The organism is Rhodococcus sp. T7, assembly GCF_009872365.1.
GTDB lineage: Bacteria > Actinomycetota > Actinomycetes > Mycobacteriales > Mycobacteriaceae > Rhodococcus_F.
In genome coordinates this window covers 1-24857 of sequence record NZ_WXYH01000020.1, presented here as the reverse complement: position 1 = coordinate 24857, position 24857 = coordinate 1, and the positions used below count along the sequence as shown (strand labels likewise).

General features: G+C 67.7%; 24 protein-coding genes. 17 read left to right on the top strand and 7 right to left on the bottom strand.

Annotated features, from left to right (window positions below):
- The 7 genes from MLGJGCBP_RS03020 to phaZ all read left to right on the top strand — a co-directional run.
- On the top strand, positions 1-701 hold a 701-nt coding region (locus tag MLGJGCBP_RS03020; protein WP_160094004.1), incomplete at its 5' end, for a 3-keto-5-aminohexanoate cleavage protein.
- A gap of 119 nt (positions 702-820) precedes the next feature.
- Positions 821-2125 (top strand): MFS transporter, encoded by a 1305-nt coding sequence (locus tag MLGJGCBP_RS03015; protein ID WP_160094003.1) that lies wholly within the window; start codon positions 821-823, stop codon positions 2123-2125.
- A gap of 16 nt (positions 2126-2141) precedes the next feature.
- Positions 2142-2735 carry an RBBP9/YdeN family alpha/beta hydrolase gene (locus MLGJGCBP_RS03010; protein WP_087562037.1) on the top strand — a complete coding sequence of 198 codons (594 nt, stop codon included), beginning with the start codon at positions 2142-2144 and terminating at the stop codon, positions 2733-2735.
- 35 nt (positions 2736-2770) lie between these two features.
- Positions 2771-4339, top strand: a complete 1569-nt coding sequence (locus tag MLGJGCBP_RS03005) for a long-chain-fatty-acid--CoA ligase (RefSeq protein ID WP_160094002.1) — start codon at positions 2771-2773, stop codon at positions 4337-4339.
- The gene (locus MLGJGCBP_RS03000; protein WP_160094001.1) at positions 4336-6033 is read left to right on the top strand and encodes a PHA/PHB synthase family protein; all 1698 of its coding nucleotides are present in this window, start codon (positions 4336-4338) and stop codon (positions 6031-6033) included. Before MLGJGCBP_RS03005 ends, MLGJGCBP_RS03000 begins: the two co-directional genes overlap by 4 nt.
- 27 nt (positions 6034-6060) lie before the next feature.
- Positions 6061-6513 (top strand): MaoC family dehydratase, encoded by a 453-nt coding sequence (locus MLGJGCBP_RS02995; protein ID WP_160094000.1) that lies wholly within the window; start codon positions 6061-6063, stop codon positions 6511-6513.
- Positions 6510-7361, top strand: coding sequence for a poly(3-hydroxyalkanoate) depolymerase (phaZ, locus tag MLGJGCBP_RS02990; protein ID WP_160093999.1), 852 nt, complete (start codon positions 6510-6512; stop codon positions 7359-7361). Before MLGJGCBP_RS02995 ends, phaZ begins: the two co-directional genes overlap by 4 nt.
- Positions 7362-7364: 3 nt before the next feature.
- On the opposite strand, the gene MLGJGCBP_RS02985 is transcribed toward phaZ, so the two are convergent.
- Together MLGJGCBP_RS02985 and MLGJGCBP_RS02980 are read right to left on the bottom strand one after the other, a co-directional pair.
- On the bottom strand, positions 7365-9056 hold the full coding sequence (locus MLGJGCBP_RS02985) for an alpha/beta hydrolase (protein ID WP_160093998.1): 1692 nt from the start codon (positions 9054-9056) through the stop codon (positions 7365-7367).
- A gap of 61 nt (positions 9057-9117) precedes the next feature.
- Positions 9118-9525 carry a DUF7144 family membrane protein gene (locus tag MLGJGCBP_RS02980; protein WP_160093997.1) on the bottom strand — a complete coding sequence of 136 codons (408 nt, stop codon included), beginning with the start codon at positions 9523-9525 and terminating at the stop codon, positions 9118-9120.
- Between the two features lie 164 nt (positions 9526-9689).
- Here MLGJGCBP_RS02980 and MLGJGCBP_RS02975 point away from each other — a divergent pair, with 164 nt between their 5' ends.
- Together MLGJGCBP_RS02975 and MLGJGCBP_RS02970 are read left to right on the top strand one after the other, a co-directional pair.
- Positions 9690-10088 (top strand): DUF7144 family membrane protein, encoded by a 399-nt coding sequence (locus tag MLGJGCBP_RS02975; RefSeq protein WP_087562042.1) that lies wholly within the window; start codon positions 9690-9692, stop codon positions 10086-10088.
- 6 nt (positions 10089-10094) lie between these two features.
- Positions 10095-11495: a hypothetical protein gene (locus MLGJGCBP_RS02970; RefSeq protein ID WP_160093996.1), complete on the top strand. Its 1401-nt coding sequence runs from the start codon at positions 10095-10097 to the stop codon at positions 11493-11495.
- Positions 11496-11642: 147 nt separating this feature from the next.
- Here the strand turns inward: MLGJGCBP_RS02970 and MLGJGCBP_RS02965 are convergent, their stop codons facing one another.
- The 4 genes from MLGJGCBP_RS02965 to MLGJGCBP_RS02950 form a co-directional block, all read right to left on the bottom strand.
- A complete protein-coding gene (locus tag MLGJGCBP_RS02965; RefSeq protein ID WP_087562045.1) occupies positions 11643-12020 on the bottom strand; it encodes an SHOCT domain-containing protein in 378 nt (125 codons plus the stop codon).
- A gap of 30 nt (positions 12021-12050) precedes the next feature.
- The gene (locus MLGJGCBP_RS02960; RefSeq protein WP_160093995.1) at positions 12051-12332 is read right to left on the bottom strand and encodes an SHOCT domain-containing protein; all 282 of its coding nucleotides are present in this window, start codon (positions 12330-12332) and stop codon (positions 12051-12053) included.
- Between the two features lie 34 nt (positions 12333-12366).
- A complete protein-coding gene (locus tag MLGJGCBP_RS02955) occupies positions 12367-12816 on the bottom strand; it encodes a DUF6325 family protein (protein ID WP_087562047.1) in 450 nt (149 codons plus the stop codon).
- A 78-nt stretch (positions 12817-12894) separates the two neighbouring features.
- Positions 12895-13119 carry a three-helix bundle dimerization domain-containing protein gene (locus tag MLGJGCBP_RS02950; protein ID WP_087562070.1) on the bottom strand — a complete coding sequence of 75 codons (225 nt, stop codon included), beginning with the start codon at positions 13117-13119 and terminating at the stop codon, positions 12895-12897.
- 228 nt (positions 13120-13347) lie between these two features.
- Between MLGJGCBP_RS02950 and MLGJGCBP_RS02945 the strand changes: the two genes are divergently transcribed.
- Genes MLGJGCBP_RS02945 through MLGJGCBP_RS02930 form a run of 4 tightly spaced genes read left to right on the top strand, consistent with a single transcriptional unit; the run spans position 13348 to position 19118 of the window.
- Positions 13348-13746: a DUF7144 family membrane protein gene (locus MLGJGCBP_RS02945; protein ID WP_087562048.1), complete on the top strand. Its 399-nt coding sequence runs from the start codon at positions 13348-13350 to the stop codon at positions 13744-13746.
- Positions 13747-13770: 24 nt separating this feature from the next.
- A complete protein-coding gene (gene ppk2 / locus MLGJGCBP_RS02940) occupies positions 13771-14610 on the top strand; it encodes a polyphosphate kinase 2 (RefSeq protein ID WP_087562049.1) in 840 nt (279 codons plus the stop codon).
- Between the two features lie 28 nt (positions 14611-14638).
- A complete protein-coding gene (locus MLGJGCBP_RS02935; RefSeq protein WP_160093994.1) occupies positions 14639-17392 on the top strand; it encodes a cation-translocating P-type ATPase in 2754 nt (917 codons plus the stop codon).
- A gap of 10 nt (positions 17393-17402) precedes the next feature.
- Positions 17403-19118, top strand: coding sequence for a SulP family inorganic anion transporter (locus MLGJGCBP_RS02930; protein ID WP_160093993.1), 1716 nt, complete (start codon positions 17403-17405; stop codon positions 19116-19118).
- Positions 19119-19123: 5 nt separating this feature from the next.
- Here the strand turns inward: MLGJGCBP_RS02930 and MLGJGCBP_RS02925 are convergent, their stop codons facing one another.
- Entirely contained in the window at positions 19124-20098 is a 975-nt protein-coding gene (locus MLGJGCBP_RS02925; RefSeq protein ID WP_160093992.1) for a GlxA family transcriptional regulator, read from the bottom strand.
- A gap of 71 nt (positions 20099-20169) precedes the next feature.
- Between MLGJGCBP_RS02925 and MLGJGCBP_RS02920 the strand changes: the two genes are divergently transcribed.
- Genes MLGJGCBP_RS02920 through MLGJGCBP_RS02905 form a run of 4 tightly spaced genes read left to right on the top strand, consistent with a single transcriptional unit; the run spans position 20170 to position 24588 of the window.
- Entirely contained in the window at positions 20170-21480 is a 1311-nt protein-coding gene (locus tag MLGJGCBP_RS02920; protein ID WP_160093991.1) for an MFS transporter, read from the top strand.
- Positions 21481-21530: 50 nt separating this feature from the next.
- Positions 21531-23381 carry an AMP-dependent synthetase/ligase gene (locus MLGJGCBP_RS02915; protein WP_160093990.1) on the top strand — a complete coding sequence of 617 codons (1851 nt, stop codon included), beginning with the start codon at positions 21531-21533 and terminating at the stop codon, positions 23379-23381.
- 39 nt (positions 23382-23420) lie between these two features.
- Complete coding sequence (locus MLGJGCBP_RS02910; RefSeq protein WP_160093989.1) at positions 23421-24182, top strand: MerR family transcriptional regulator; 762 nt, start codon at positions 23421-23423, stop codon at positions 24180-24182.
- 16 nt (positions 24183-24198) lie between these two features.
- Positions 24199-24588 carry a DUF5313 family protein gene (locus MLGJGCBP_RS02905; protein ID WP_087562056.1) on the top strand — a complete coding sequence of 130 codons (390 nt, stop codon included), beginning with the start codon at positions 24199-24201 and terminating at the stop codon, positions 24586-24588.
- Positions 24589-24857: the final 269 nt, after the last annotated feature.

Below are 24857 nucleotides of genomic sequence, written 5' to 3'. Positions count from 1 at the left end.
ACATGCTCGCCGACCTCGATCCGGCACCGGACCAGGTGACGATCGCGATCAACACCTCGCAGATGAACATCATGGAGCTGATGACCGCCGACGACATCGCCGGCACCTCGATGCAGCGCCCCGAGCTGGCCGAGGCGTACCGGGAGATGACGGTCCCGGCCGGCCCGGCGTGGGTCGAGGAGCACCTGCGCCGGCTGCAGGCCGCCGGGATCCAGCCGCACTTCCAGCTGTCGAGCATCCCGCAGCTCGAGACCGTCGAACGGCTGATCCGCCGCGGGGTGTACACCGGTCCGCTGAACCTGACCTGGGTCGGGATCGGCGGCGGCTTCGACGGCCCGAACCCGTACAACATCATGAACTTCGTCCAGCGGGTCCCGGACGGTGCGTGCCTGACCCTCGAGACCCTCATGCGCAGTGTGTTGCCGGTCAACGCGATGGCGATCGCGATGGGCCTGCACCCCCGCTGCGGCAACGAGGACACGATCTGGGGTCGCAAGGGCGAGAAGATGACGTCGGTCGCGCAGGTCGAGCAGTTGGTCCGGGTGGCCGGGGAACTCGGGCGGGAGGTGGCCACCGGTAAGGAGGCCCGCGACATCTACCGGATCGGTCAGACCTACGCCGACGCCGACGAGACCCTCGCCAAGCTCGGCTACGCCCCGAACCGCCGTCCCGGCCAGGTGGGCTTCACCCAGCACGCCTGAGTTCCCGCACCTGGGGGGATTTCGGTCACGACCGGGGAGGGAGCCGGATGCTCCAGGTGAGCACACCCGGCCCCCTCCCCGCACCCTTTTATCACTCCTGTCGGCCATAGGAGGCCCTCATGGGACTGCCCACCACCACCGCGGACGCGGTCGTCGAGACCACTGCACCCGCCCGGCGTTCCCGGATCTACCCCTGGATCGTCTTCGCGCTCACCTTCGGACTCCTGCTGTCGGACTACATGTCCCGGCAGGTTCTCAGCGCCGTCTTCCCGCTCCTCAAAACCGAATGGGCGCTGTCCGATTCACAGCTGGCGTCGCTCAGCAGCGTCGTCGCACTCATGGTCGGCCTGCTGACTCTCCCGCTGTCGCTGCTGGCCGACCGGTGGGGCCGGGTCAAGAGCCTGCTTCTCATGGCCGTCCTGTGGAGCGCCGCCACCCTGCTCTGTGCCCTCGCCACCAACTACGAGCAGATGCTCGGCGCCCGGTTCCTCGTCGGTGTCGGCGAAGCCGCCTACGGCAGTGTCGGAATCGCGGTGGTGCTCAGCGTGTTCGCCCCGCGTGTGCACTCCGCGCTCAGTGGCGCCTTCATGGGCGGCGGATCGTTCGGTTCCGTGATCGGTGTCGCCCTCGGCGGCGTCATCGCCGTCAACCTCGGCTGGCGCTGGTCGTTCGCCGCGATGGCCGTCTTCGGGCTCATCCTCGTCGCCCTGTTCCGCGCCCTGGTGTCCGAGAAGAAACTGACGGACGCCGCCGTCGTCGAAGACCCCGCCGACACCCCCACCGGCTTCCGGGCCCCGCTCTCGAGCCTCTTCACCACGCCCGCCGTCCTGTTCGCGTACGTCGGTGGTGGCCTGCAGATGTTCACCGCGGGTGTCCTGCTGGCGTGGCTGCCGAGTTTCTTCAACCGGTCGTACGGCCTCGCCCCCGACAAGGCCGGTGCGATGGCGTCGATCTTCGTCCTCGCCGTCGGCAGCGGCATGGTGGTGTGCGGCATCATCACCGACCGGGTCAGCAGGCACGATCCGTCGAAGAAATGGACCACGGCCGTGGTGTACGGCGTGCTCTCGCTCGTGTTCCTCGGTGTCGGGTTCCAGTTGCCCTCCGGTTCCGCCCAGCTGATCCTGATCGGTATCGGCGCCTTCTTCTCCGCCGGTTCGTCCGGGCCGATCGCCGCGATGGTCGCGAACCTCACCCACTCCTCGGTGCGTGCCTCGGCCTTCGGCACCCTCACACTCGCCAACAACCTCCTCGGACTGGCGCTCGGCCCGTTCGTGGTCGGACTGCTCGCCGACCGCTTCGGCCTCGTCACCGCCCTGCAGATCGCGCCCCTGATCTACGTCGTCGCGATCGTCGCCCTGATTCTCGGCAAGCGCGCCTACCCGGCTGGACGCCGCAAGCTCGCCGCCCTCACCGCCCACTCATAGGAAATTGGAGCCGACCGTGACCACCCCCACCGAACCGACCGTGGTGATCGTGCCCGGACTGCGCGATCACGTCGCCGACCACTGGCAGACGTTGCTCGCCGAGCGACTCGACAACGTGCGGACGGTGCCGCCGCTCGAGCGGGACAAGCTCAGTCTCGCCGCGCGGATCGACGCCCTCGACACCGTCCTCAACGACATCGACGGTCCGGTGGTGCTCGTCGCGCACAGCGCCGGCGTGGCGATCACGGTGCACTGGGCCCAGCAGGCGTCCCGACCCGTTCAGGGCGCCCTGCTGGCCACCCCACCGGACTTCGAGGAGCCGCTGCCCGCGGGCTACCCCGCACGCGGGGACCTCGACGCGAACGGCTGGAATCCGGTTCCCCGGCGCCGGCTCCCGTTCCCCAGCATCGTGGCGGCGAGCACCGACGACCCGCTGGCCCGGTTCCGGCGGGTCGCCGGGATGGCCGAATCGTGGGGCAGCAGGCTCGTCGACCTCGGCGCCGTCGGCCACCTCAACCCCGCCGCCGGTTACGGGTACTGGCCGTACGCCGAAGAGTTGCTCCGCGAACTGATCAACTCGACCGCCGCCGCCGCCGCGTCGTTCGCTTAGCGCCACAACACTGTTCATCGACGAGAAAGTTCACCGTGCTCAACCTCTCCATACTCCTCGAAGACTCGGCCCGCCGATTCCCCGACCGTGTCGCCCTGGTGCTCGGTGACCAGCGGATGACCTACGCCGACCTCGGCGCCCAATCGAACCGGGTCGCGAACCTGCTGGTGTCGGCGGGCATCGAACCCGGCGACAAGATCGCGTTGTCGTGCCCCAACATTCCGCAGTTCCCCGTCGTCTACTACGGCATCCTCAAGGCGGGCGCGGTGGTCGTGCCGCTCAACGTTCTGCTCAAGGATCGTGAGATCGCGTATCACCTCGACGATTCCGATGCCAAGGCCTACTTCTGCTTCGAGGGCACCCCCGAACTGCCGATGGGCGAGTACGGACTGTCCGGCTTCGCGCAGAGTCCGCGCTGCCGCGCCCTGTTCCGCATCACCACCGACCCGGCCGCCCCGGCCATGATCGACGGCGTCGGGACGCTCGCCGACGCCCTCGCGCGGCACGACAGCCACTTCGACGCCGTGGTCCGCGAACCCGGAGACACCGCCGTCATCCTGTACACCAGCGGCACCACCGGAAAACCCAAGGGCGCAGAACTCACTCACGCCAACATGGCGCTGAACGCGCTGACCGCCAACCGGCTGTTCGACAGCACACCCGCGACCCACGACCGGTACTTGGTGACGCTGCCGCTGTTCCACTCGTTCGGCCAGACCGTCACTCTCAACGCCGGCATCTCGGTGGGAGCGACGCTCGTGCTGCTGCCCCGGTTCGAGGCCCGCGCCGCACTCGACCTCATCGAGCGGGAGGACATCACCGTCTTCGCCGGGGTGCCCACCATGTACTGGGGTCTGCTCGGCGCCCTCGACGAGCACCCGGTAGACATCGACCGCATCGCCCGGAACATGCGCCGCGCCATCTCCGGCGGCGCCGCGTTGCCGGTAGAGATCCTCACCCGGTTTGCGGACCGGTTCGGGGTGCAGATCCTCGAGGGCTACGGCCTGTCCGAGACGTCGCCGCTCGCGACGTTCAGCGATCCCGCTCTCGAACCCCGTCCCGGGTCGATCGGTGTTCCCGTCTGGGGCATCCAGGCGCGTCTCGTCGACAAGGAGTGGAACACCGTCACCGGCACCGATCAGATCGGTGAGATCGCGTTGCGCGGCCACAACATCATGAAGGGCTACTACAACCGCCCCGACGCCACCGCGGAGGTGTTGCGCGACGGCTGGTTCCGCACCGGCGACCTCGCACGGGTCGACGAAGACGGCTTCTACTACATCGTCGATCGCGCCAAGGACCTCATCGTGCGCGGCGGTTTCAACGTCTACCCCCGCGAGATCGAGGATGTCCTCATCGGGCACGACGCCGTCTCCCTCGCCGCCGTCGTCGGTGTCCCCGACGACAGCCACGGCGAGGAGGTCAAGGCGTACATCATCCTCGAGCCGGGCGCACAGATCACCGCAGGCGAGCTGATCGCTTGGTCCAAGCAGCAGATGGCGAGCTACAAGTACCCGCGCAGCGTCGAATTCGTCGACTCCCTGCCGATGACCGCCACCGGCAAGATCCTCAAACGCGAACTCGGCAGGAGCCCCGCCGCATGAACACGACCGTTACCCAGGCGACCCCCGACGAGCTGACCGCTCCCCTCGACCTCCTCCTCACCCGCGGAACCCGCGGCGTCGCCGCCCGCATGCTCCCCGACAGTTCGTGGAGCCGGTTCGGCATCAGCCTCGCAGGCAGGCCCCGCACCGTCGCCCTGCGCGGCGGCGCCCTCGTCCGTGAACTCGGTGCGATCGTCGCCGGCACGTCCGACCGGGCTCCCGCGAAGGCCGACAAGCGTTTCGGCGACGCCGCCTGGCAGCACAATCCCGCCCTGCGGCGAGCCATGCAGGCGTATCTCGCCACGTCCCACACCGCCACTGCCCTGCTCGACGACGCCGACCTGGACTGGCGCGATCACGAACGGATGCGGTTCGTGATCGACAACCTCGTCGAAGGTCTGTCGCCGACCAACAATCCGCTCCTCAGCCCGCTCGGGTGGAAGGCGATGGTGGACACCGGCGGACTCAGTGCGGCACGCGGCGTCCGGGCCTTCCTCCGCGACATGCAGTCGAGTCCGCGGGTGCCTGCCATGGTCGAACCCGACGCCTTCGAGGTCGGGGAGCACGTGGCGGCGACGAAGGGCGCCGTCGTGTTCCAGACCCGCACGTTCGAACTGATCCACTATGCGCCGCAGACGGAGACGGTCCACTCGACGCCACTGCTGATCGTCCCGCCCGTCATCAACAAGTACTACATCCTCGACATCGCGCCGGGTCGCAGCCTGATCGAGCACCTCGTGCAGCAGGGACAGCAGGTCTTCGCGATTTCCTGGCGCAACCCCCACGCCCGGCACCGGGACTGGGGTGCCGACACGTACGGTGCCGCGATCCTGGAGGCGCTCGACGCGGTACAGTGCATCGCCGGAACCACGAGCGCCCACCTGCTCGGCACCTGCTCGGGCGGCATTCTCGCCTCGATGGTCGCCGCACACCTGACCGAGATCGGTGAGGGCGACCGCATCGCCGGTCTCACGCTGGCCGTGACCGTTCTCGATCAGACCCGCGCGGGAACGGCGTCGGCCATGATGAGCGAGCGGGCCGCTGCCGCGGCGATCCGCGACTCGGCCGCCAAGGGATACCTCGACGGCCGCACGCTCGCGGAGATGTTCGCGTGGTTGCGGCCCACCGATCTGGTCTGGAGGTACTGGGTCAACAATTACGTGCAGGGCCGGTCGCCCGCCGCATTCGACGTGCTGTTCTGGAACTCGGACACCACGCGCATGGCCGCGGCACTGCACCGCGACCTCGTCCTGCTCGGCCTGCGGAATGCGCTGACGACGCCGGGTGCCGCGACCATGCTCGGCACGCCCGTCGACCTCGGCACGGTGACCGCGGATTCGTACGTCGTCGGCGGGTCCGCCGACCACCTCTGCCCGTGGCAGTCGACGTATCGCAGTGCTCGCCTCCTCGGCAGCAAGGACTCCCGGTACGTGCTCTCGTCGAACGGGCACATCGCCTCACTCGTGAACCCGCCGGGCAACCCGCGGGCGTCGTACCGGTTCGGCGAACCCGTCTCCGAGACCCCGGACGCGTGGCTGGCCACCGCGGAGACGGCGACGGACTCGTGGTGGACCGATTACGCGCACTGGCTCGCCGAACGCAGCGGACCCGACGTCGACGCACCGCACAGCCTCGGTGCCCGGCAGTACCCGCCGCTCGCCCCCGCCCCCGGCACCTACGTCCACCACTCCTGACCCGCTCGTCACCGACAGAGGAACACCATGACCCTGCATCTCACCCATCCCGCCGAACTCGTCGAGTCGGTCGGCCGGACCATCGGAACCACTGGCCCCTACAAGGTCCTGCAAGACCAGGTGAACCTGTTCGCGGAGGCGACCGGCGACTACCAGTGGATCCACACCGATCCGGATCGCGCCGCCGCCGGGCCCTTCGGAGGCACCGTCGCACACGGCTACCTGACGCTCTCGCTGGCGCCGAGCATCCTCGCGGAGGCACTCACCGTCGACGGCGTGAACGCCGCCCTCAACTACGGGCTGAACAAGGTCCGGTTCCCGGCCCCGCTTCCCGTCGGCTCCGTCCTGCGCGCCACCGTGGACCTCACCGCAGCCGAACAGAAACCGGCCGGCATCGAAGCTGTGTTCCGGCTGACGTACGAGATCGACGGCGGAACCCGTCCGGTGTGCGTCGCCGACGTGGTGGTGCTCTACACGTGACGGTGACCGAACTGTTCGGCAACCGCGACCGGTTCGAGGACAAGATCGTTCCGGTGTGCGGGCTGCGGATCCGGGTGCGGATCCGCACCGGCACCGGGGTGCCCCTGGTGCTGTGCAACGGCATCGGCGCCGGCCTGGAAGTGCTCGAGCCGCTGGTCGCCGCGCTGGACCCGACCGCAACGATCATCCGTTTCGACGTCCCGGGCACCGGAGGCTCGCCCGCGTCCCCGGTTCCGTACGCAATCCCCGCCCTCGCCTGCGGTCTGAGCCGGTTACTCGACGAGATCGGAGTCGGCACCGTCGACGTCCTCGGGTTGTCGTGGGGCGGAGCGCTGGCCCAGCAGTTCGCCTTGCAACACCCGCGGCGGTGCCGGCGTCTCGTCCTCGTCGCCACCGGCACCGGCGCCCTCATGATTCCGGGTCATCCGCGCGTGCTCTCGAAGATGCTGACCCCGAAGCGGTTCACCGACCCCGCCTACGCGTCCGCCGTCGCCGGCGACCTGTACGGCGGCGCCGCCCGCCGCGCAGGCGGCGACGGCGACGTGGCGCGGATCTTCGGAAAGCAGCGGCAGGCCGGCTCCCGCGTCGGTTATCTCCACCAACTCCTCGCGGGCGCCCTGTGGACGAGCCTTCCCGTCCTGCCGCTCATCCGGCAGGCCACGCTTATCGTCGCGGGCACCGACGACCCGATCATTCCCGTCCTCAACGCGCGCATCATGAACGCGCTCCTGCCGCACGCGACATTGCACATCCACCCAGGCGGGCACATCGACATCGTCACCGACGCATCCGAACTCGCACCGGTCGTCGCCGGGTTCCTCGCCGACTCCGGAACCCGGGCGGGGTAAGGGTCAGCCGTCCGCTCCCATCTCGGCGAGTACCGTCCGCAGTCGATCGTTGTCCGCCGCGGTCCAGCCGTCCGGGGGCAGGATCGCGCTCCACGCGTCGGCGATGTCGACGACGTACGAATGGCCGTGCCCGTCGGGGACGCCCGTCGACACCGCCATGTCCGCCGCAACCTGCAGGAACGTCACGAACGGGAACCATTGCGTGCTGTCCAGGACGTCGTACCCGCGGTCCTCCTTCAGCCAGTCGGGTTCGCTCACGAGCAGTTCCGGCGCCCACCAGACGATCGGGTCGGACGCGTGCTGCAGGTACACCATCCGTGGCTTCCCCCACGGGGTCTCGGGACGGGGCAGATCCTCCGGCGCCCGCGCACCGAAGCGCACGGTCTCGCCGTCCTCGTAGATCGGAAGCCATTCGGGTGACCCGGGATCGCGGTTGGTCGTGACGTCTGTCCAGATCTTGTTCGCGTTCGGCGGTCCGGTGAACAGCACGCCGTCGGTGCGCGCCTCGATGTCGTCGACGCTGCCGAACGCACTCTCGCCGCCGAAGGAGCCCAGGCTCTCCCCCATCACGACGAGTTTCGGACGAGTCTCCGGGGGCAACTGCTTCCACTTGTCGTACACCGCGTCGAACTGCGCCTCCCCCGCCTGGCGGGCCCGCTCCTTGTCCACCAGGAACGACAGCCAGCTGGGGAGATACGAGTACTGCAGACCGACGATCGCGGTGTCGCCGTTGTACATGTACTCGAGTGAAGAGGCGAGGCTTTCGTTGATCCATCCGGTGCCGGTGGTGGTCGCCACGCCGATCACCGCGCGATCGAACCCACCGGCACGTTCGAGTTCGTCCGCTGCCAGTTGGGCGCTCTCCCGGATCGAATCGCCACCGCTGGCGAGCCCGGCATAGGACCGGATCGGCTCCAGCGCGGGCCGTCCACCGTTGAAGGCGGACAGTTCCTCGACGGTCGGGCCACGCGAGATGAAGGACCGGCCCTGCCGTCCCAGCGAATCCCACGTCACCAGCGATTCCGGTCCGCCCGAACGCAGCGGCGTCGTCGGCGGTTCGTCACCGGCCTTGGTCTCCTGGTTGACCGCGGCGAACGAATTGTTCAAACCGGTCATGATCGCGCGCACCGCCACCCCGTTGAGGAGTGCGAACAGCAGTGCCACCGCCAGCACGCCGATCACCGTCGCCGAGATCCGCCGCGGCACGACCCGGCTGATCTTCCGTTCGACCCACTTCACAGCCCGCAGCAGCAGCCGCGAGATCGCAACCAACAGGACGAAGATCAGCACCGCCACGATCACCGTCACGAGGTAGCCCGTCCACGGGAACGATGCGGCGCTCATGAGCGCCCGGAGCTCATCCTGCCAATTCGCGAACCACACCAGCATCACCGCGGTTCCCACGAGCCCGATCGCCAACGCCCCCCACCGAACCCAGGTCTTCACACGGTCCGAGGGCTCCCGCCGCACGAGATGGCGAACCAGAGCGGAACCCAGGAATCCGAGGGCATAGCCGACCGCCGCCGAGACACCGGTCACGAGTCCCTGGAAGAAGGGACCCCGCGGCAGCAGCGTCGGTGTCAGCGACAGCCACACGAACAGGACGGCGACGACCAAGCCCCCGAACGCATACCGGTCCGGCAGCCAGCGGCGGTGACGCGCGGGCGGTCGCGGCGATCCGGAATCGTCGGTCATCTCAACCTCTCGGTGACGGAGCGGACGCGACGATTCCTCGTTCCGCAGTTCGAGCAACGCCCTAGATGCTCTCCTCGTAGCCCGGGTGCCACGTCGCGACGGCCCAGATCACGAACACGTCGAGCAGAATGATGACGATCGACCACAGCGGGTAGTGCGGCAGCCACAGGAAATTCGCGAGTATCGACAGCGCGCAGATCACCATCGCGCCGACGCGGGCCCACGTCGCACCGGTGAACAGCATGACGCCGATGATCGCGACGATCACGCCGAGCACGATGTGGATCCACCCCCACGCCGTCGTGTCGAACTGGAAGGTGTATTCCGGCCCAGCCACGACCAGGTCATCCTTCCGCAGCGCCGAGATACCCGAGAGCACGTGCAGTATTCCGATAGTGAGCAGAATTATCGCTGCCACCATGGACGTGGCCGCTGCCACCCCCTGCTTGACCAACGATTGATCGGACATGGTCATCCCCTTCCCGGAGATGCGGTGGGATGCAGACATTGTCGCCGCAGCGTCGCGCAAGGTCAACATGTGCCCTATATAGCATCTCGCTGACAGCGGGCATTCAGACGGAGGATACTTACATTCGCCAGTTCATTTCGTATGTTGACGAAAGAGGAACGGTCATGTCCGATGAATCGCTGGTCAAACAAGGTGTGGCAAAGGGAACCTCGATGGGCGGGGCGGTGCTCCTCGTCACCGTCGGCCTGCTCGAGTTCTTCCAGGGAATCTCGGCGATCGCCAAGGACGACGTCATCGTCGTGGGCGTCGAGTACACCTACAAATTCGACGTCACCGCGTGGGGATGGTTCCATCTCGTGTTCGGCGTGATCGTGGCCGCGGTCGGCATTGCGCTGTTCACCGGCGCGACCTGGGCCCGGGTCGGGGCCATGGTCCTCTGCGCCGTCTCGATCTTCGTCAATTTCCTGTGGCTGCCGTACTACCCCCTGTGGGCGATCACGATCATCGCGCTGAACGCGGTTGTGATCTGGGCGGTCGCCACCTGGAATCCCGAAACGGTCTGATCGACGATGGACGAGGCCACGGGCGCAGACTCACTCGGCAAGGACGAACGCGCCGAACTGCTCCGGTTACGCGAAGAAGTCGCAACCCTGCGAGGCCAGGCGGCGGGTGCCGCTGCCGGTGTTCCCGCCGAACCGGTATCCCGCCCCCCACGGCAGGGACTGCGCTGGACGGCCGTGACGATTCTGCTCGTGCTCGTTGCCGTCCTCGCGGTCGCGTCGGTGACCGCGCGCTTCACCCGGAGCCAGATCCTCGACACCGACCGGTACGTGAGCACGGTGGCGCCGCTGGGCTCGAATCCCGCACTGCAGGCGGATGTCACGAACCAGATCACCGACGAGATTTTCGCCCGAGTCGACGTCGAGGGCCTCACCACCCAAGCCCTGACCGCGCTGACCGACGTGTCGAATCTCTCCGCAAACGCACCCCGCCTCGATCAGGCGGTGATCGGCCTCGCACCCGTGCTCACCAGCCAGGCCAAGAACTTCGTCCACGACACGGTCAGCTCGCTCGTACGATCCCAGCAGTTCGAGGACCTGTGGATCCAGGCGAACCGAGCAGCGCACAACGCGCTCGTGGCGGTGATGACGGGAAACTACGGACTCAGTTCGGTGGAAGTCGACCAGAGTGGCACCGTCAGCATCTCCCTCGGCACCGTCATCGACCGGGTGAAGTCTGAACTCAGCGGACGTGGCTTCGCATTCGCCGACAAGATCCCCTCGGTGGACAAGCAATTCGTGCTGTTCCAATCTCCCGAACTGGTGAAGGCACAGCGCGCCGTCAACGCACTCGACAAGGCCTCGGCGATCCTGCCGTGGCTGGGAATTGCCTGCGCCGCCGCCGCTGTGGCCGTCGCGCCCACCGGCCGGAGGCTCCGCGCCCTCGCCCTGGCGGGACTCGCGATCGCCCTCGGGATGCTCGCGCTCGCAATCGGCATTCTCGTCGGACGGGCCATCTACCTCGACAGCGTCCCACCCGACATCCTGTCCCCCGATGCGGCGACCGCAGTCATCGACACGGTGCTGGTACCGCTGCGGACGAGCCTGCGCGCGGTGGCCGTACTCGGCCTGGTGATCGCACTCGGCGCCTACCTCGTCGGTGGCTCGTCCTCGGCAACCGCCGTACGTCGCGGCTACGGGCAGGCACTCGACTTCGTTCGGCGGTCCGGCAGCGGCCGGCCACCGAACGAGGTGGAGCGGTGGGCCTACCAGCTCCGCATTCCGTTGCGCTGCGCGGTGATCGGCATCGCCGCGGTGCTGCTGATGTTCTGGCGCTACCCCACCGGACTGGTCGTGCTGTGGATCGTCATCATCGGCCTGCTGGCGCTGGTTGCGATCGAGTTGCTCATCCGTCCGGCCCGCACAGCCGCCGCGGCGACGACGGACGCTATGCCGGCGTCTTCGCCTTGATCGACTGGGTGACATCGGCACTCGGCGAACGCGGTTTCGCGTTCGCCGGCACGATCCCAATCTGCTGAACTGGTGAGGGCGCGGCGCGCAGCAAGTGGTGCACGCGCAGCGCGCAGCGGCTTCGCACAGCCGCCGCGGCGACGGACGCTACACCAGTGTCTTCGCCTTGATCGCCTGGAACTCGGCCTCGGTGATCGCCCCGGAATCGAGGAGCGCCTTGGCATCCGAGATCTCCTGAGCCGGAGACTTCCCTGCGACGTCCCGAATGTAGGTGTCCTGCGCGTGCTTGACCTGCTGGGCGGCGGCCATCGAGCGCTTCGCCATGCCGTCGCTGTTGACGATCAGGTAGATCAGCGCCGACAGGAACGGAACGAAGAACAGGAAGAAGATCCAGATCGCCTTCACCCAACCCGAAGTGTCGCGGTCCCGGAACAGATCGGTGATGATCGAGAACAGCACCGTCAGGTACGCCACGAAGGCGAAACAAACGAAGATGAACCAGAAAAACTCCCAGAAGCCTTCCATTTTCAGTGCTCCGTCCACTCGGTGTTGCCGTCAGGAGGCCAGAATTTTGGCCTTTTCCGTGTTGAATTCTTCCTCGGTGAGAACCCCCTGAGTGCGGAGTTCACCCAGTTGTTTCAGGGCGGCCATACGATCCATGCCGCCGGCCGGCGGTGCGGGCTGCGCCACCGGCGGCGGCGGAGCCTGCTGCTGTTGCGGGGCAGGCTGGTTCGCCGACCACCGCTGACCTTGTCGTCGGGAGACCCGGTTGGAGACGGCGGTCGCGGTGCCCGCCACGACGGCGGTCCGGGCGATCCCGCGCAGAAGTCCTGGCATGATGTGCTCCTCAGCTCTCGATTCGGCGGCCTGTTCAGCTGGAGGCGTCGAGCGCGTCGAGCGCCGCCAGAATGCCCTGGACGGGGATGCGCCCGGACGCCACGAGCTGGGCCCCCTCGCGCCGCAGCGCGGAAGCGAACGGTGCGGCCCAACAATTCTCGTACACGAGAACCGCCCCGGCACACCCGGGCTCGAGCACGGCCGCGGCCTCCTCGAGGTCGGTGCGGTCGATCAGGCCCGACGCCGCTTCGGCGAAGAGCGTCACGTCCACACCGCCCTCGAAACCGAGGTCCTCGACCGCGATACCGGACAGCGCACCGTCGGCATCCTTTCGGACGAAGATCAGGTCGAGTACCCGGATGATGTTCCGATCGACGAGATCGATCAGGAGTGGGAGTGCCGATCCGTCGGGTTTCCGGTCTGCAGGGAACTCCACGACGAGATAGTCGATGGGCCCGAGCACATCTAGATCGTTGTCGTTCACCGCAGGACCTCTTTTCTGAAGACAGCAGCGGCAGCCACACGGGCCTCCGCTCAGTATCCACGAGCGAGTGCGGCACCGCTAGAGAACAAAGTCACCCGATTCCGCCGTCTCGCGGGCCGCGAGATCGCGGCGGGCCGCCTTCTCGACGAGGAGGGGAATGAAGTCGCGAACCCTGCTCTCCGCCAGTCGCTTGTGAACAGTGCGCACGATGAGTTCGACGTCGACCGACGAGACCGACGGGTATCGAGCGATCAGGCGCGCGATGACCTTTTCGACTTGAAGTAGTTCGTCGTCCCCGGTCATCGAATAATCGTCATCCCGGTGGACGGCCACCGTCAAGACACGAAACGGCCTCTCGAGCAACACGGTTCGGTGCCGAGTCGCCGAATTCGGCAATCCTGGAATGAATCCAATTTCCGACTGCGTCCGGAAATATCGTTTCACGACTGCGCCGGGGGTGGAACGGCGGACAATGGGGGTACCGGGCCGCCGGCTCGTGATAGAGAACTCGCGGTAGAGAAAGGGACTGTCATGTCCGAGACATCATCGGTCAAGCAGGGCGTCGCGGCAGGCACCTCGATCGGGGCAGCCATCATCCTCGTCACGGTCGGCATCATCCAGTTCTTCCAGGGGGTCGCCGCGGTCGCCGAGAACGAAGTCTTCGTCGTCGGTATCGAATACGTCTACAAGCTGGACCTCACGACGTGGGGATGGATTCACATCGTGCTGGGCATCGTGATCCTGGGAGTCGGCCTCGCACTGTTCACCGGAGCGGGATGGGCGCGGGTGTCCGCGATCATCGTCGCCGCGATCTCGATCCTCGCCAACTTCCTGTGGCTGCCGTACTACCCGTGGTGGTCGCTGCTCATCATCGCGCTCGACGTCGTCGTCATCTGGGCCGTGTCGACCTGGAAGCCGGATCGGGTCTGATTACCCGGCAGAGCGGGAGAAACCGTGGGAAAGAAGAGCAAGGACCGGGCCGGGGCCGAGCTGTCCCGGCCCGACGGGGCCGAGCCCACCGCACCGATGAAGAACAAGGAGTACCGCCACCTGCTCCGGCCGTTGCACGGCGAACTCGTCGCCCTGCAGGAGTGGGTGAAATCCACGGGCGCACGGATCTGCATCGTCTTCGAAGGTCGCGACACCGCGGGGAAGGGCGGCGTCATCAAGGCGATCACCGAACGGGTGAGTCCGCGCGTGTTCCGCGTCGTCGCCCTGCCCGCCCCGAACGAACGCGAGCAGTCGCAGATGTACGTGCAGCGGTACCTGCCCCATCTCCCGGCGGCCGGGGAGGTCGTCGTCTTCGACCGCAGTTGGTACAACCGCGCCGGGGTCGAACGGGTAATGGGCTTCTGCACGGAAGAGGAGGCACAGCACTTCCTCCAACTGATCCCGACGGTCGAGCGTGCGATCGTCGACTCGGGAGTCATCCTGCTCAAGTACTGGCTGGAAGTGAGCCAGGAGCAGCAGACCATGCGCCTGCAGAGCCGCATCGACGACCCCCGGAAGATCTGGAAACTCTCGGACCTCGACCTGAAGTCGTACAGCCGCTGGTACGACTACTCGCGAGCGCGCGACGAGATGTTCCACCTCACCGACACCGGCTGGGCGCCGTGGTACGTCGCGGTCAACGACGACAAGAAACGCGGCAGGCTCAACATCATCAGCCACCTGCTGAGCCAGATCCCCTACGAGCCGCTGGAACGCCCCGACATCACCCTGCCCGATCGGCAGAGCCCGCACGGCTATGCGGAGCCGAGACAGCCACTGCACTGGATCCCCACCCCGTACTGAGGATCCAAGCCGGAAAGGACGAGCGGTCATGGTCTCGACGGAATCCGCGCAGACGCACACGCCCTGGTACGCCCAGGACGCCGATGCCGTCGTCGCCGCGACATCGTCCGATCGGCAATCGGGCCTGACGGCCGGAGAGGCGGACGAGCGGCGCCGACGCCACGGTCCCAACGAGATCGCCTCGGAGCCGGGCCCGTCCGCGTGGGCGATCGCGCTGGCGCAGCTGAGGGATCTGATGAACCTGATGCTGGTCGCGGTGGCGATCGTCAGCGTCGTCATCGGCGAGGTCCCGACCGCGATCATCGTCGCGGCACTCGTCGTGCTCAACGTCGTGCTGGGCACGCGGCAGGAACTGAAGGCGCGCGCCAGTGTCGACGCGCTCGCGAAGATGCAGACACCGCAGGTGCGGGTGACGCGGGACGGGACGCTCCTGCAACTCGCCGCCACAGTCCTTGTGCCGGGCGACATCGTGCAACTCGAGGCCGGTGACGTCGTCCCCGCCGACGGCCGACTGCTCACGTCGGCGACCCTCGAGACCCAGGAGGCGGCGCTGACGGGTGAGAGCGCACCTGTCCCGAAGGACACCCGGACTCTCGGCGCCGACGACGTCCCCCTCGGCGACCGCAGCAACATGGTCTTCCAGAACACCTCGGTCACCCGGGGCACCGCCACCATGGTGGTCACCGAAACCGGCATGAACACCCAGATGGGCCAGATCGCGTCGATGCTGTCGGCCGTCGCTCCGAGCAAGTCTCCGCTTCAGCGCGAACTGAATTCGCTCACCAAAGTGCTCGGCATCATCGCGTGGACGGCGGTCGCGCTCATCGTGATTCTCGGTGTGATCCGCGGGCAGAGCCTGACGACGGTGCTGCTGCTGGGCATCTCCATGGGAGTGTCCGCGATCCCGACGGGTCTGCCCACGTTCGTGCAGGCGATGCTGGCCTTCGGGGCCCGCCAGCTGGCCGAGGCGAAAGCGGTCGTGAAGAACCTCACCGACGTCGAGACGCTCGGTGCCACCAGTGCGATCAACTCGGACAAGACCGGCACGCTGACGATGAACCAGATGACCGTCCGGTCGCTGTACTTCCACGGCCGGTGGTACACCGTCGACGGCGAGGGATACAGCAAGACCGGCCGGATCACCCAGACCGCGGGCGAGGCCGCCCCCGACTTCACCCTGCTTGCGTACGGGCTGTGCCTCGACAGCGACGCCACCGTCTCCGATACCGGCGACATCGTCGGCGATCCGACCGAGGCCGCGCTCGTCGTGCTCGCGGCCAAGATCGGCGTCGACGCTCCGCTCACCCGGCGCACGTATCCCCGCGTCGCGGAAGTGCCGTTCGACTCCGCGTACAAGTTCATGGCGACGTTCCACCACCTCCAGGTCGACGGCAGCACCGAATTCGTCGAACTCGTCAAGGGTGGGCCCGACGTGGTCCTCGCCCGCTGCAGCACCGCCTACCTGCCGGGCAGGCGGGCGGTGCCACTCGACGACGTCCGGGACGAACTGACCGCGGCGAACCGGGAGTTGTCCGAGAAAGGTCTGCGCGTGCTGGCGTTCGCCGCCCGCCGACTCGACGGGCAGGAAGACGCCGCGGCGGCCGACCCCATGTCGTTCGTCGAGGACCTCACGTTCGTCGGGATGGTCGGCATCATCGACCCGCTGCGACCGGAGGCGATCGACGCCGTGCGCACCGCGCACGCCGCGGGCATCGAGGTCCGCATGATCACCGGCGACCACGCGATCACCGCGTCGGCGATCGGCGCGGAACTCGGCCTCGGCCCCGGCGCGATCGGCGGTCCCGAACTGCAGGCCATGACGGACGAGGACCTCACCGCGGCCCTCCCACGCCTGCACGTGTTCGGCCGTGTCACCCCACAGGACAAGCTCCGTCTCGCCGACATCATGCAGCGGAGCGGCGCGGTCGTGGCGATGACCGGCGACGCCGTCAACGACGCGGCCGCACTGAAGAAGGCCGACATCGGCGTCGCCATGGGTTCGGGCAGCGAGGTGACGAAACAGGCGGGCAAGATGGTGCTCACCGACGACAACTTCGGAACCCTGATCACCGCGATCCGGCTGGGCCGCAACATCTACGAAAAGATCGTGTCGTACATCCGGTACCAGATGTCGAAACTGTTCTCGCTGGTTCTGCTGTTCCTCGTCGCGAGCATCTTCGACATCAACGACGGGGTCGCGCTCACCCCGCTCATGGTGCTCTTCCAGCACTTCTTCATCACGCTGTTCCCCGTCGCGGTCATCATGCTCGACCCGGCGCCGCCGGACCTGATGAACAAGCCACCCCGCGACCCGCACACGCCGATCGCCAACCGGACGGCGTTCGGGCAGTGGCTGGCGTACGGCGTCCTGCAGTTCGCCGTCACCCTCGCCGCGATGCTGCTCGCACCGGGCGACATGAGCACGACCGAGGCGAGCGTTCCAATGACGACGGCATTCGTGGTGCTGTCGCTCGGGTCGATCCTTGCCGGACTCGTCATGCGGCGCGACCCGGAATCCGGCCTCACCCCACCGATCCTCGGCGCACTGAAGATCCTGTCCGTCCCGGTCGTCGTCACCGTGTTCGCGGTCGAGATCGGCTTCCTCCAGGACCTCCTCATGACCACGTCGCTGACCGGTGGGCAGTGGCTCGCCTGCCTCGGCTGGTCTCTGATCATCCCGGTGGTCGTGGAGGCGGAGAAGGCTCTGCGCCGCAGGCGGCACGCGCGTCCGATCACTCCGATCTCCGCGGCAGCTGCGGTCGACCCGCAACGCGCGCGCTGAGGCCGGCACCATGTCCTGGACAGGCAGCCTCGCGCAGTTGCCCGGCATCGTGACGGCACGGGCGTACCGCCGCGAGTGGTTGCGACCCGACATCACCGCCGGACTCGTCCTCACCGCACTGCTCATCCCCGCCGGGATGGGATACGCGGAGGCCGCCGGGTTGCCCGCCTACGCCGGGCTGTACGCCACGATCGTCCCGCTCCTCGCGTACGCGCTGGTGGGGCCGTCGAAAATCCTTGTCCTCGGACCGGATTCGTCGCTCGCCCCACTCATCGCCGCAGCCGTCCTGCCCCTCGCCGTCACCGACGATCCGGAGAGCGCCCTGGCCCTCGCAGGCATCCTCGGCGTCCTCATGGGCCTCATCCTCCTCGTCGGCGGGTTCCTGCATCTCGGCTTCGTGACCGAACTGCTGTCGAAGCCCATCCGGCTCGGGTACCTGAATGCGATCGCGTTGATCGTCGTCGTCGGCCAGCTACCCAAACTGCTCGGGTTCGACGTCGACGCGTCCGGACTCATCGGGGAGATCGGCGGGATCGGAAAGGCGGTATTCGGGGGCGACATCGACCCCGTCGCCGCCGCGGTGGGTCTCGGCTCCCTCGCCGTCATCGTGGCGTTCCGCATCTGGATTCCGCGCATACCGGGCGTCCTGGTCGCGGTGGTCGGGGCGATGATCCTGTCGGCCGCGCTCGGCCTCACCGACGACATCGGGATGGTCGGCGCCCTCCCCGCGGGCCTGCCGCTGCCGTCGTTCGGCGGCGTCGACTGGGGCGACGTCGGACAACTCGTCGGTCCCGCGGCCGGCATCGCCCTGATCGCGTTCGCCGACACGGGCGTGCTCTCGCGCACGTTCGCCGCCCGGCGCGGCGAAGACGTGAACGGGAGCACCGAGATGAAGGCCGTCGGCGTCGCCAACATCGCCGGCGGGCTGTTCGGCGGCTTCCCCATTTCGGCCAGCGGGTCCCGCACCCCGGTCGCCGAACAGAGCGGCGCCCGTACCCAATTGGCGTGTGTCGTCGGCGCCGTCGCGGTGCTGGTCTTCGTCCTCGTCGCCCCCGGTGTCACCGCCTACCTCCCCGACGCCACGCTCGGCGCCGTGGTGATCGTCGCGGCCACGGCGCTGGTGGACGTGGACGGCATGGTCCGGATGTGGCGGATGAGCAGCGTCGAATTCGGGCTCGCCATCGCAGCGTTCCTCGGGGTCGCCCTGGTCGGTGTGCTGCAGGGCATCCTCGTCGCAATCGGCCTTTCCTTCGTCGCCGTGGTCGCGCAGGCCTGGCAGCCGTACCGCACCGAACTCGTCCGGACGGCGGACCGGCCGGGCTTCCACGACGTGGAACGCCACCCCGACGGACTCCGCATCCCCGGACTCGTGCTGGTGCGCTTCGACGCCCCCCTGTTCTTCGCGAACGGTGAGATCTTCGACGAATACGTGCGGTCGGTGGTGGCGGAGGCACCGACCCCAGTCGAGTGGGTCGTCGTCGCCGCCGAGCCGATCACCGGACTCGACACCACCGCCGTCGACGAACTCGTCGACCTCGACACCTACCTCGAGGGCAAGGGAATCCACCTGGTGTTCGCGGAGATGAAGGGCCCGATCAAGGACCGGCTCATCCGGTTCGGGGTGGGCGACAGATTCGACGCCACGCACTTCTACCCGACCCTCGAGTCCGCGGTTGAGGCGTTCCGCGACCGCGCCGGAAGCACCGGGGATCCGGCCGAGGACTGACGCGCTCAAACAGCCTGGCCCCGAAACGTTCTGCGATACGCCGACGGCGGAACCCCCAGCACCGCACCCATGTGCTGCCGCAGGGAAGTGCCGGTTCCGAACCCGACCTCACGGGCGATGACGTCGACGGACAGGTCGGTGGTCTCGAGGAGTTGGCGCGCACGGTCGACCCGGCGGGTGGTCAGCCAGCGGTTCGGGGTGGTCCCGACCTCCTCGCCGAACCGCCGGGTGAACGTGCGGACGCTCATGTTCGCGTGCGCCGCCAACCGGTTCAGCGCGAGCGGTTCGCCGAGGCGGTGCAGCGCCCACTCGCGGGTCGCCGCGGTCGACTCCGACGTGGTCTCCGGAATCGGCCGCTCGATGTACTGGGCCTGACCGCCGTCGCGCCACGGGGGGACGACGCATCGGCGGGCCACCCGGTTGGCGACGTCGGACCCGTGGTCGCGGCGCACGATGTGCAGGCAGAGGTCCAGTCCGGCGGCGACGCCCGCCGAGGTGAGGATGTGGCCCTCGTCGACGAACAGCACGTCGGGGTCGACCCGGACCTGCGGATACGTGCGCTGGAAGTGCTCGGTGTTGCGCCAGTGGGTGGTGGCGCGCAGGCCGTCGAGCAGCCCCGCCGCGGCGAGGATGTAGGACCCGGTGCAGATCGAGACGTACCGCGTGCCGGGCCGGACGAATGCGAGGGCCCGCTCGAGGTCGGCGGGCAGACGGCCCTCGTCGTACGCCGGGCCGAGTTCGTAGGACGCGGGGATCACCACCGTGTCGGCCTCGGCCAGCAACTCCGGGCCGTGGTCGACGGACACCGAGAAGTCGGCATCCGAGCGCACCGGCCGTCCGTCGGCCGTGCACGTCTGCACGTCGTACAGCAGATTGTCGTCGGCGTCGTGCGCCCGCCCGAAGACCCGCGACGGGATCCCGAGTTCGAACGGGATCACACCGTTCAGGGCGAGCACGACCACACGATGACGCACAACCATGGCCAGATTCTTTCACATGTTGTCATTCCGGCAACTGTTCCGGCGGGGCGCCGTCCCGCAGACTTACCGTCGTGACGTCCGACATCGCGCCCCCGGCACCTCCCGCCCAGACGGCCCCGCCCCGCCTGCACTACGCCTGGCTCGTCGCGGCCGTCGCGTTCCTCGCCCTCGTGGGAGCCGCCAGCTTCCGGGCGGCGCCCTCGATCCTGATCGACCCCCTGCACCAGGACTTCGGCTGGTCGCGGGCCAGCATCTCGTCCGCCGTGTCGATCAACCTGGTGCTCTACGGACTGACGTCGCCGTTCGCGGCGGCCCTCATGGAACGCTTCGGCATGCGCCGGGTCGTCACCGCCGCGCTGGTCCTGGTGTCCGCAGGCAGCGGGCTGACCGTCTTCATGACCGCCACCTGGCAACTCGTACTGCTGTGGGGCGTGCTCGTCGGGCTCGGCACCGGTTCGATGGCGCTCGCCTTCGTCGCCACCGTCGTCGACCGCTGGTTCGTCGCCCGCCGCGGCCTCGTCACCGGCATCCTCACCGCGGGCAGCGCCGCCGGACAACTGGTGTTCCTGCCGATCCTCGCGATGGTCGCCGAGCGCTACAACTGGCAGACCGTGGCGCTGACGGTGTCGTTCGCCGCGCTCGCCGTCGTGCCGCTGGTGCTCGTGTTCCTGCGCAACCGGCCGTCGGACGTCGGGACGGTCCCGTACGGCGCCGGGCCCGACTACGTCGCGGAACCACCCGCACCGACCGGTCGCGGCGGCGCCGCGGGCCGGGCCGTGACGGTACTGCTGTCGGCGGCGCGGACCCGGGTTTTCTGGTTGCTGGCCGGCACGTTCGCCATCTGCGGGGCGAGCACCAACGGACTCGTCGGCACCCACTTCGTCCCGGCCGCGCACGACCACGGCATGCCGGTGACAGCGGCGGCGGCCCTGCTGGCGGTGATCGGGATCTTCGACGTGATCGGCACCATCGCCTCGGGCTGGTTCACCGACCGATTCGACTCACGCAAGCTCCTCGGCATCTACTACGTGCTGCGCGGGATCTCGCTGATGCTGCTGCCGATCCTGTTCGCGAACACCGTGCACCCGCCGATGATCGCGTTCGTCATCTTCTACGGCCTCGACTGGGTGGCGACCGTCCCCCCGACCGTCGCGCTGTGCCGCAAACACTTCGGCGGCGACGCCCCCATCGTGTTCGGCTGGGTGCTGGCGTCCCACCAGATCGGTGCCGGCCTCGTGGCATTCCTCGCGGGATTGGTGCGCGACCAGTTCGGCGGCTACGACGCCGCGTTCTACGTCGCGGGCGGGCTGTGCGCGATCGCGGCCGTGATGTCTCTCGCGATCGTCGCGAAACCCCGCAGGGTGGCGTCCGGGGTCGCCTGACCCGCGCCGAAACCACTCCCCGGAGCCGCCCCGGTTCCTAAGATCGGTACATGGCAGCTCAGCGCGCATCGGACGAAGTCATTGACCGCTCCAAGATCGAGAATCGGGCTCCGTCGGTAGCCGCACTGTTCGTGGACCGGGTGGCCCACTCGCCCGGTCGCGAGGCGTTCCGATACGTCGACCCGGACGACCCGACCATGTGGGCCAGCGTCACGTGGTCGGAGGCGGGCGACCGGGTGCGCAACCTCGCGGCCGGTCTCATCGTCCTCGGCGTGCAGGCCGAGCAACGGGTGGCGCTGGCGTCCGCCACCCGCTACGAATGGGTGCTCGCCGACCTGGCCGTGATGTGCGCAGGCGCGGCCACCACCACCGTGTATCCCACCTCCACGGCCGCCGACGTCGCCTACATCGTCGCCAACTCCGGCAGCCGCATCGTCTTCGCCGAGGACGACGCGCAACTCGCCAAGCTGCGCGAGAACCGCAGCGAACTCGGCGACGTCGAGAAGGTCGTCCTCATCGACGGCACCCCCGGCGACGACGACTGGGTCATCACGTTCGACCAACTGCACGACCTCGGCGAAGAACTGCTCGCCGAGACACCCGACGCCGTGCACGACCGGATCGAGGCCATCGACCCCGACGACCTCGCCACCCTGATCTACACGTCGGGCACCACCGGCAAGCCGAAGGGTGTGCGACTGTCGCACTCGGCGTGGACGTACGAAGCCGCCGCGATCGACGCCACCGGCATCCTCGACGCCGACGACCTGCAATACCTCTGGCTCCCGCTGTCCCACGTGTTCGGGAAGGTCCTGCTCACGCTGCCGCTGCAGATCGGTTTCGCGACGGCGGTCGACGGTCGCGTCGACAAGATCGTCGAGAACCTCGCGGTCGTCCAGCCCACGTTCATGGGCGCAGCCCCCCGCATCTTCGAGAAGGCGTACGCGCGGATCGTCTCCACCGTCCGTGAGGAGGGCGGACCGAAGGAGAAGATCTTCGACTGGGCCATCGGCGTCGGACTGCGGGTATCGAAGGCGAAGCAGGCCGGCAAGGGTCCGTCGCTGCTCGACTCGGTGCAGCACGCCATCGCGGATCGGCTGGTGTACAGCACGATCCGCGAACGCTTCGGCGGCCGCCTGAAGTTCTTCATCTCCGGTTCCGCGGCACTCAATCGTGATGTCGCGCAATGGTTCGACGCCGTCGGGATCGTCGTCCTCGAAGGGTACGGACTGTCCGAGACCAGTGCCGCCTCGTTCGTCAACCGCCCGTCGGCGTACCAGTTCGGCACCGTCGGCTGGCCCATCCCGGGCACCGAGACCCGGATCGCCGACGACGGCGAAATCCTCATCAAGGGTCCGGGCGTCATGAGCGGGTATCACGAGAACCCCGAAGCCACAGCCGAAGCGCTCACCGACGACGGCTGGTTCCACACCGGCGACATCGGCGAACTCGACGACAAGGGCTACCTGCGGATCACCGACCGCAAGAAGGACATGTTCAAGACGTCCAACGGCAAATACGTCGCACCCTCCGCGCTGGCGGCCACGTTCAAGGGCATCTGCCCCTACGTCGGTGAACTCATCGTCGACGGCGAAGGGAAGTCGTACTGCGTCGCCCTGATCTCCCTCGACGCCGAATCGATCGAAGAATGGGCGAAGAACAACAACCTGGGCGGCAAATCTCTCGCCGAGATCGCCAACGCCCAGGAGACCCGCAACCTGATCGGCGGCTACGTCGAGGAACTCAACGCCGGACTGAACCGGTGGGAGCAGATCAAGAAGTTCCGCATCCTCGAACGGGAACTCACCGTCGAGAACGGCGAGATCACCCCGAGCATGAAACTCAAGCGCAAGGTCGTGATGACCAACTTCTCCGGCGAACTGGAAAATCTCTACACCTGAGTTGACCCTCACGCGACGTAAGGCCGCACGGTAGAAGTCGTGAGCGAGAAACACACGGTCGGCGTGGTCGCCAGACTGGTCGGAGTGAGCGTGCGCACCCTGCACCACTACGACGAGATCGGTCTGGTGACCCCGTCCGACCGCACCCCCGGTGGGTACCGCAGCTATTCGGACGCCGACGTGGAACGTCTGCACCGCGTACTGACGTACCGCGAACTGGGATTCCCCCTCGAGGAAATCGCAGCCCTCCTCGACGACCCGGACGTCGATGCCCTCGCGCATCTGCGGCGACAGCACACGTTGCTGAGCGAACGGATCGATCGCTTACACGAGATGGCTGCAGCCGTGGAGAAGATGATGGAGGCGAAAAGCATGGGCATTCAACTCACCCCCGAAGAGCAGAACGAAATCTTCGGCGACAACTGGCCGGGCGAGGACTACGCGGCCGAGGCCGAGGAGCGGTGGGGCGACACCGACGCGTGGAAGCAGTCCCAGCAGCGCACCGCGAAGATGAGCAAGGACCACTGGAAACGCATCAAGGCCGAGGGCGACGCGTTCGAAGCCGCACTCGCACAGGCGATGACCGACGGCGTCGAACCCGGATCCGACCGGGCCGACGCACTCGCCGAGCAGCACCGCGCCGGCATCGAACGGTTCTACGACTGCGATCACGCGATGCAGGTGAACCTCGCCGAGATGTACCTCGCCGACGACCGCTTCCGCAGGCACTACGACGACGTCGCCCCGGGCCTGGCTCAGTACGTGCGGGACGTCATCGTCGCGAATGCGGAGAAGCAGTAGCACTATCCTGAGACGCATGTCCGATTCGCAGCGTCCCAGTCCCAGTCAGTACGTCGGGTATCTGTTCGGGCGGACGCTGCCGGATTCGATGCAGGACTGGGTCCGTAACGACCTCGTCGGGCCGGGCGCCTCGGTGCGGTATGTGCTCCGTTTCATGCTTCCCGTCGCCGCGGTGCTGGCCTTGTTCCTCCTCATCCCCGGTCCGATCTGGATTCCGCTGGCGATGATGGCCCTGCTGCTGCTCCCGCTGCTCTACTTTGCGGTCGCTTTGATGAACATCTACCGTCGCCACCGTCTGCTCAGCCACGGCCTCGATCCGGACCTCGTCGGCGAGAAAGCGCAGCGCCGCGCCGACCGCACCCGCGAGGACTACGAACGCCGCCACGGCCGCACCGAGGACCCGTAACCGCAGGGTGACGCATCACACCGCCTCTGCGGAGTGATGCAGCGCACGTGAACGATCGATAAGTAATGCGTTAAAGTGGCGAACGTCCGAGTGGGTACTCCCACGAACCGCGTACCCCACAGGGTGCAGCGCAGGTTCCGACAGCCTCGACGGGAAGAGCAGTCATAGATGACAGTCACAGATTCGGCGGTCACGCCCGATATTCACACGACGGCGGGAAAGCTCGCCGACCTGCGTAATCGTCAGGCCGAGGCGCAGCACCCGAGCGG

What these genes read in the sequence shown, in the direction of transcription:
- MLGJGCBP_RS02950 (WP_087562070.1), bottom strand. Translation starts at nt 13,119, where the DNA reads ATGACCGGGGACGACGAACTACTTCAAGTCGAAAAGGTCATCGCGCGC.
- MLGJGCBP_RS02970 (WP_160093996.1), top strand. Translation starts at nt 10,095, where the DNA reads ATGGACGAGGCCACGGGCGCAGACTCACTCGGCAAGGACGAACGCGCC.
- MLGJGCBP_RS02930 (WP_160093993.1), top strand. Translation starts at nt 17,403, where the DNA reads ATGTCCTGGACAGGCAGCCTCGCGCAGTTGCCCGGCATCGTGACGGCA.
- MLGJGCBP_RS02905 (WP_087562056.1), top strand. Translation starts at nt 24,199, where the DNA reads ATGTCCGATTCGCAGCGTCCCAGTCCCAGTCAGTACGTCGGGTATCTG.
- MLGJGCBP_RS02980 (WP_160093997.1), bottom strand. Translation starts at nt 9,525, where the DNA reads ATGTCCGATCAATCGTTGGTCAAGCAGGGGGTGGCAGCGGCCACGTCC.
- MLGJGCBP_RS02915 (WP_160093990.1), top strand. Translation starts at nt 21,531, where the DNA reads ATGGCAGCTCAGCGCGCATCGGACGAAGTCATTGACCGCTCCAAGATC.
- MLGJGCBP_RS02945 (WP_087562048.1), top strand. Translation starts at nt 13,348, where the DNA reads ATGTCCGAGACATCATCGGTCAAGCAGGGCGTCGCGGCAGGCACCTCG.
- MLGJGCBP_RS02960 (WP_160093995.1), bottom strand. Translation starts at nt 12,332, where the DNA reads ATGCCAGGACTTCTGCGCGGGATCGCCCGGACCGCCGTCGTGGCGGGC.
- MLGJGCBP_RS02965 (WP_087562045.1), bottom strand. Translation starts at nt 12,020, where the DNA reads ATGGAAGGCTTCTGGGAGTTTTTCTGGTTCATCTTCGTTTGTTTCGCC.
- MLGJGCBP_RS02935 (WP_160093994.1), top strand. Translation starts at nt 14,639, where the DNA reads ATGGTCTCGACGGAATCCGCGCAGACGCACACGCCCTGGTACGCCCAG.
- MLGJGCBP_RS03000 (WP_160094001.1), top strand. Translation starts at nt 4,336, where the DNA reads ATGAACACGACCGTTACCCAGGCGACCCCCGACGAGCTGACCGCTCCC.
- MLGJGCBP_RS02995 (WP_160094000.1), top strand. Translation starts at nt 6,061, where the DNA reads ATGACCCTGCATCTCACCCATCCCGCCGAACTCGTCGAGTCGGTCGGC.
- MLGJGCBP_RS02925 (WP_160093992.1), bottom strand. Translation starts at nt 20,098, where the DNA reads ATGGTTGTGCGTCATCGTGTGGTCGTGCTCGCCCTGAACGGTGTGATC.
- MLGJGCBP_RS02985 (WP_160093998.1), bottom strand. Translation starts at nt 9,056, where the DNA reads ATGACCGACGATTCCGGATCGCCGCGACCGCCCGCGCGTCACCGCCGC.
- MLGJGCBP_RS03015 (WP_160094003.1), top strand. Translation starts at nt 821, where the DNA reads ATGGGACTGCCCACCACCACCGCGGACGCGGTCGTCGAGACCACTGCA.
- MLGJGCBP_RS02975 (WP_087562042.1), top strand. Translation starts at nt 9,690, where the DNA reads ATGTCCGATGAATCGCTGGTCAAACAAGGTGTGGCAAAGGGAACCTCG.